This window comes from Nonlabens sp. (assembly GCF_965660805.1).
Classification (GTDB): domain Bacteria; phylum Bacteroidota; class Bacteroidia; order Flavobacteriales; family Flavobacteriaceae; genus Nonlabens.
In genome coordinates, this window is sequence record NZ_CBFIBE010000007.1 from 65,783 (window position 1) to 73,076 (window position 7,294).

Genomic DNA, 7,294 nt, shown 5'->3' on the forward strand with positions numbered 1-7,294 from the left:
GAAATTTTCTAAATGGGATTTTTTGTGTTCTTATAGTATGGTGGATTTATGGATTCAAAATCTTCTCAAAATTAGGTTTGAAATAATTAGGTCCTTTGAGAACTTTTCCATCTTCTCGATAAATAGGTTTGCCGTCTGCTCCTAGTTTGCTCATGTTAGAACGCTGGATTTCATCAAAAACATCTTCTATAACATCTTGCATGCCGTGTTCTATAATAGTTCCGCAAAGAATATAAAGCATATCCCCTAGCGCATCTGCTACTTCAACGAGGTCATTGTTTTGAGCGGCTTCAAAATATTCTTCGTTTTCTTCTTTCATAAGCTCAAATCGCAGCTTATTGCGACGTTCTGTAATATCACCTACAGGTTTATGATTCATACCTAGTTGAAATGCGGTGTGAAATTTTTCTACGGCTTTAATTTGTTTCTTCATGTGCGGCTATTGAAAATTTGAGTTGTAATTTTGTCAAAAATAGTTATTCTATGACTTATTTAGCTCTTATGCTTAAAGACCCGATGTTTAGTAGTGGTCAGATTACATTTGGTATTATCTTTTTTGTAGCTTTTTGTATTCTTATTTCTTTCATGTATATCAAAGATAAAGGCATGCACAAGAAAAATTATAAAGGTGTAAAATGGATATTATTAGGCTTTATAGCCTTTATAATTTTACTATTTGTGATTAAAATTGTCTTGAAAAAATAGAACTCAGATACACTTTTTTCACTAACACATTCACCCTTAAATTGATACCCTGTAAAGGGTATTGCTCGTTTCATAAGTTTCTAGTAGTTTTATAGAAACTTTTAAACCATGCAAAAAACTTTACTAACCACCTTACTTTGTTGTTTTTGTTACATTTCTATAGCACAGACTTATGCTGGAAAAGAAACCGACAACTATGCTGGAATCACCAGCTTAAGAAATAACCCAGCAAATCTTGCCGACTCTCGTTTTAAAACAGATATTAATATAGTTGACTTTTCTTCCACCACCGCAAATGACTATTACGGTTTTAACTTTTCAGAGTTATTTAGTGATTTCTCTGGAATTAGCTTTGATGAATCTGGAACTCGTTCTCCCAGTCAGAATAATAACGTGTACCAAAACTTAGATGTTTTATTACCATCCTTTCAATTTAATTTATCTGAGAAACACAGTCTCGCCTTTACAACTAGAGTACGTGGCTATTTGAATTTAAATTCTATAAATGGAAATCTTTTTGAAACCTTACAGGATAGCGATATACTCAATAAAGATTTTAATATCGACATGGAGAATCTTAATGGTACCGCACATGCTTGGGGTGAAGTAGGATTAACTTATGGGTTTGTAATCGCTCAAAGTGAACGCCATTTTTTAAAAGGTGGAATAACCGCAAAATATTTAATAGGCGCTGGAGGATTCTTTACCAATTCAAACAGTATTAATGGTTCCTACGATTCTGCAGCCGAAACTATTACCGCAAATGGTGATTTAACCTATGGTAGTACCACTGCTACAGATGATGATGATAATTTTGATTTTAGTAACGGTAGTAGCAGCTTTGGTGCAGACTTAGGTCTTATTTATGAGTATAGACCTGCCTTAAAAAATGATAAAAAAATGGATTCTCTAGCCTTGAGAGGTCATAATAAATACAGATTAAAAGTAGGACTAAGTGTTACCGATATAGGTAGTATCACCTATAATGATGTAGAGTTAAATACTTATACGGTTTCTGGAACGGTAAGCTCGCAAGATTTTGATGAAAACTTTGAACAAGCATTAGAGGATAATTATACCTCTACTACTAGAACCGAAGATGTTACCCTTAAATTACCTGCCGCATTGAGGTATTCTTTGGACTTGAGAATAGATCGCAATCTTTATATAGGTGCCTCTGGAGTACTGGCTCTTAATGATACTGCACAAAGGTTTAGCATCAATCATATCAATTATACGAGCATAGTTCCTAGATATGAATCCCGACTATTTACTTTATATTCAAATGTTACTATGATTGAATATGCAGATTTCACTTGGGGCGCAGGTTTACGTTTTGGACCATTGAGCATAGGATCTGCATCTATTCTTAGCAACCTCATGACTGATGATTCCAGAGCTGTAGATTTTTATGCAGGTTTAAAAATTCCATTCCATCATCGCATAAAAGCTAAGAAATTGAACTATTTATAGCATTTCAATTCAGCTAAAATAAAAAGCCTCATTAATAACAAATTCTGTAATTAATGAGACTTTTTGCATATAAGATTTTCTTAGTCTAAGAAACCATAATTCTTTGAATACATCAACATTTGCTCAGCAAAAGTCTCTGGTTGTTCTATAGTAAAACCAGTAATTTCATTACCTTCCATCACTGGTGTGATCACAGGATTAACAAAACCACGATATGCTGGTGTTTTAAACTGGCTATTACGTTCTAAAACCTCTTGATGCAACTCTTGATCTACTTTTACACCATAGCCTTCTACTAGAGCTTGTGCTGCCTCAAAATCGCCTTCACTGGTGATACGCTGTGTTTCTCTTAAGAGTTCTCCAAATAGCTCGCGCAACTTATCATAATCTTGAATATCATAATAGGTCTTACCATTTTTAGTAACCTTTTTAATAACATTACCTTCAAGTCCTTTTTCATAAACCCAAGCACTCACCCATTGTCTATTACGCATGTGATCTTCTTCTACGTCCTGACCTAATTCCAGACGCACCAGTTGAGAAACTAGTCCATTTCTTATATATCCATCATAGGCAGCGGTTCCCGTTTTCTTCCAGTCCTTTACCAGGCCTAGTTCTTCTAACTTAGGGTCCATTAAATAATACAACCCAAATAAATCTGCTCTTCCTTCTTCAATGGTTGATTTGTAACTTTTTAAGGTTTCTTTAGGTGTTCCTACACCTTTATTGATCTGACCAGAGGCATGTCCTATCACTTCATGCAGTGCTGTGTGCAATTTATCTGCCAGGGCTCCATATTCTTTTTCCAGCGCAACCTCTTCCTCATCATGCGCAAATTCTTCAAGTCTTCCTGAACTACCTGCACTACCATAAGCAGCAATAATATTACCTAGTGAAACCGACTTACTACCATGCACTTCTCTAATCCAGACATTATTTGGTAAGTTCACACCTATAGGCGTTGCAGGACTTGCATCACCAGCTTCACCAGCTACGTTTACCGTTTTATAACTTACGCCAGTTACTTTTTCCTTCTTATGCTCCTGCATTAATGGTGAGTTATCTTCAAACCATTGTGCATTTCCACTTAACACTTCCATTTTACGAGACATGTCAAAATCTTTAATCTGAACTATAGTTTCATAACTTCCTTTATAAGCAATTGGGTCATTATATACTTCTACAAAACCAGTAATCCAGTCCACTGCACCTTCAGTAGACTTAGCCCAGACTATCGCATACTCATCCCATTTATGTAAATCACCTGTTTGATAATACTCTATGAGTAAACTTAGAGCTTGAGCTTGCTGTTCAGTTTCAGCTACTTCTTTTGCCTTTTCTAACCAGTAAATCATTTGATCCATAGCTGGTCCATATAGTCCACCGCTCTTATATGGTTTTTCTATGAGTTTCCCGTTTTCTTTAACAAGCTGCGAGTTCAATCCTACTTCTATAGGCTCATTAGCATCTACCTTAATACTTTTATAATAGTCTCTAGCCTCTTGTTCAGTAACATCTGGACCATAGAAATTTACAGCACTGGCTAGTACGATGTCTTTTCCTTTGGCCTTATCTACTTTCTTTGCATCTACATCGTTAAAGATGGACTGCCACACATTTTCATCTATAGAAACATTAGTTTGATCCATGAGGTTCTTAAAATAAACCTCGTCAAAACCAGGTTTCATTTTATCCATACTGTAATGGTGATGTATCCCATTTGCAAACCACACACGGTGTAGATATGTTTCAAACTCTTTCCAGTCTTTATCATTCTTATCACCAGAGTAGTTAATATAAATAGACTCGAGACCTTTGCGCAGTGCTAGATTATGACGGTAGTTCTGATCCCAGATAATGTCTCTACCACTTAATCCCGCTTGTGTTAAATAATACACAAGTTTTTGCTGTTTTAAGTCCAGTTCATCCCATCCCGGAATTTGATAGCGCAGCACTCCTATATCTGCAAATTCTGTAACGTTATAACTAAAATTTACTTCTTCCACAGGTGCTTCCATGGATTCAGGCACATTATCCTTACAAGAAAAGAGAGCCATTCCTGCAAAAAGCAAACTGGTAATTTTTACATATTTCATAAATTAATGATTTTTAAGTGTTATTATAGTTTCATCATTACGCTTTCGCGAAAGCGTAATAAACAATCTTTATATATTTCCAAATTTAAGAATTAAACATCTTGTAGAGAAGTTTTAAAAAAATGTAATACAATATTTTTATAACGACTTAATATATTATGTAGTTTCAGTTTCTTTAATAATTACTTTATAATGTCTATTAACCTTCCTTACATTCCATGAAATCACTTAACATAAATTACAAAATACTAGAATTAAAGAAGTTACTATTTATCATGTTAACGCTACTCTGTGGTTCCATGGTAAATGGTCAGGTAAAACCCTTAGACAGTGTTTTTAGCCTAGTAGAACGTAACGATGATGAGCAGTTAAAACAAATAGTAGAACGTTATAGTGTTAATGACTTAAACCAGGTAGATCGTGGCTATTATTATATAGCTGCTGGCGGTATAGATTACATTAATAATGATTTTGAAAAGGCTTACTCAAAATTATTAAAAGCTAAAGAAAACCAAAGCAATAAGAGAATCATATATAAAGCAAATGATTTATTAATCTTTATAAGTAATGCAACTACAGAACTCCAGTTTGCTCCAGCATCTGTAATGCAAGAAAATCTAGAAATAGCTCAACAACTTCGAGACCCTAAACTAAGTATAAGGATTAAACATCATTACATGTTTAAAGAAATTCAATCAGGGGAATTTGATAAGGCTATTGAAATATGCTATGAATTAAAGAAAATATGTGAGCAAAATGAATTAGTAGATCAGCAATTAGATGTTGAGTTTAATTTAGGAACACTACATTACTACAGGTCTGTAAATGATTCTGCTCTTTATTATTATAAGAGAAACCTGGCCATTTTTGAGCATAAGAAAGATACTTTTAATATAGCTACCAGATTGAATAACCTTGCTATGTTACAAACAGCCATAGGTCTCAATGAAGATGCCGTTAATAACTTAATTAAAGCAGAGCAACTGGCAAAAAAGTTTAAGGATAGAGATTTTAGCGTAACCCTTTTAAGGAATATTGCTGATGCGCAAGTAGCTGCAGGAAATCTAGATGAAGCTATAGATTATTATAATGAATTTATATCTGAAAATGATTCTTTAAACAGAACTTCTATTGCAAAAAGTCTTTCTGAAATGCAGACTAAATATGAAACCAAAGAAAAGGAGCTAGAAAACGCTGAACTTCAATCTAAAAACCTAGAAAACACAAATAAAATTTACCTACTATTATTTGTACTTGTTATGGTGGTAGGAATAGGTTTCTTTCTATTCAATAGAATGCGACAAAAACAGGCGCTACTTGCAGCAGCAGCAGAAACGCAAAAACAGAGAGAAGAGAAACTCTTAAAAAATGCAGAACTTGCCAGTATAGATGCCATGATTAGTGGTCAGGAAAAAGAACGTAAAAAAATAGCACAAGACTTGCATGATGATATAGGTAGCTCTCTTACCACAGCGCGTATGTGTATAGAAAATGTTGTTCAAAGAAGTAAGGAAGAAGAATCTATAAAAGTATTAGAAAACGCTTATGCTTTACTCAATGAAACATATTCTAAGGTGCGCAATATTTCTCATGCACAAAAAAGTAGCATATTAAATGCTCATGGATTAATAGGTTCTCTAGAAGAATTTGCAGATCGTATTAATGCTGGGAAATCTTTAAACGTAGAAATCATTCATCATGGTATGAAAGGATCTTTAAGTAATAGTCTAGAACTAGGGCTGTTTAGAATTATACAAGAGTTACTGAATAACACCATTAAACACTCGCAGGCTAAACACGCTAGTATTATACTTACAGGTTATGAGGATCACATAGACATCATAGTAGAAGATGATGGTAATGGTTTTACACCAGATTTGAAGAATCAAGAAGGAACAGGCTTAAAAAGCATAAAATCCAGAATTATTAATTTAGAAGGCACCATGGAAATAGATACTAAATTGAATCGTGGTACCACCATAAATATAGAAATTCCACTGATATGATATTTATAACCATAGCCGAAGATCATATAGCACTTAGCGATGGTCTAAAAGTATTCCTAGAACAGGACACAGATATAGAAGTCTTAGGAACCGCTCAAAACGGTAAAGACATGTTAGAATTATTAGAATATTTAAAACCACAAGTGGTCCTTACAGATATTAACATGCCGGATATGAATGGTGTAGAACTTTGTAAAGCCATAAAATCTAAATATGATATCAAAGTAATCGCACTAAGTATGTTTGATAATTCTGGAGCCATAAATGAAATGGTACAAGCCGGTGCAGATGGCTACATCCTTAAAATAAGTCCTTTAACAGAACTTAAAAAAGCTATAGTAGAAGTGGTTGCTGGTAATAATTACTATGACAGCGCTATAGACATGAATTTAATCAATGAGAATAGTGAGCAACAACCTGAAAAAAAACTATCTCGTAGCGAGACAGATATTCTTAAACTCATTGCCCAAGGAAAAACCAGTGCCGAAATTGCAAAAGAACGACAAACCGCTGTTAGTACCGTAGCTAAACATAGAAAAAACATGATTCATAAATTGAGCTTAGCTGGTAAAAATGAGTTGTATAAATATGCTCTACAGCGTTACAGCCATTATAGTAATTAGATTTATGAGAACCGCATTATTATCACTACTCACCTTAGTCCTATTCATTTCTTGTAAAGATCGATCACCACATAATGTTTACTCAGCTCCTGCTGTTTCAAATAAAGCTATTTTTAAAATTCAAAACCCTATAATTAGTGACACTATTCTTTACTATAACGACTTTAAATCTAGTTATGTAGACGACCGCAACCTCGAAATATGGTTACCACAAGGCTATCCTCTCACCGGAGTATCTTATAAAGTGCTTTACATGCATGATGGACAGAATGTATTTAATAAAGACACTTCTTCTTATGGTACCGCATGGGAAATAGATGAAAAAATAGACTCCTTAACGAGTGCCAGCGCTATTGCTCCTACTATCGTAGTAAACACATGGTGTCATCCT

At 34.3% G+C, this 7,294-nt stretch carries 5 protein-coding genes and 1 pseudogene; 4 read left to right on the forward strand and 2 right to left on the reverse strand.

Going from position 1 to position 7,294, the window contains the following annotated elements; translation table 11 throughout:
• Positions 1–46: 46 nt before the first annotated feature.
• Positions 47–433, reverse strand: coding sequence for a hypothetical protein (locus ACTF48_RS03490; protein ID WP_438961752.1), 387 nt, complete (start codon positions 431–433; stop codon positions 47–49).
• 380 nt (positions 434–813) lie between these two features.
• Here ACTF48_RS03490 and ACTF48_RS03495 point away from each other — a divergent pair, with 380 nt between their 5' ends.
• Positions 814–2,178, forward strand: coding sequence for a DUF5723 family protein (locus tag ACTF48_RS03495; RefSeq protein WP_438961753.1), 1,365 nt, complete (start codon positions 814–816; stop codon positions 2,176–2,178).
• Positions 2,179–2,258: 80 nt separating this feature from the next.
• Here ACTF48_RS03495 and ACTF48_RS03500 read toward each other — a convergent pair whose 3' ends face one another.
• Entirely contained in the window at positions 2,259–4,274 is a 2,016-nt protein-coding gene (locus ACTF48_RS03500) for a dipeptidyl-peptidase 3 family protein (RefSeq protein WP_438961754.1), read from the reverse strand.
• A 218-nt stretch (positions 4,275–4,492) separates the two neighbouring features.
• Between ACTF48_RS03500 and ACTF48_RS03505 the strand changes: the two genes are divergently transcribed.
• From ACTF48_RS03505 to ACTF48_RS03515, 3 genes and pseudogenes are all read left to right on the forward strand, one after another.
• Positions 4,493–6,280: an ATP-binding protein gene (locus ACTF48_RS03505; RefSeq protein WP_438961755.1), complete on the forward strand. Its 1,788-nt coding sequence runs from the start codon at positions 4,493–4,495 to the stop codon at positions 6,278–6,280.
• Positions 6,277–6,903 (forward strand): response regulator, encoded by a 627-nt coding sequence (locus ACTF48_RS03510; RefSeq protein WP_438961756.1) that lies wholly within the window; start codon positions 6,277–6,279, stop codon positions 6,901–6,903. Before ACTF48_RS03505 ends, ACTF48_RS03510 begins: the two co-directional genes overlap by 4 nt.
• Before the next feature lie 4 nt (positions 6,904–6,907).
• Positions 6,908–7,294: pseudogene (locus ACTF48_RS03515) on the forward strand (hypothetical protein); the annotation flags it as partial.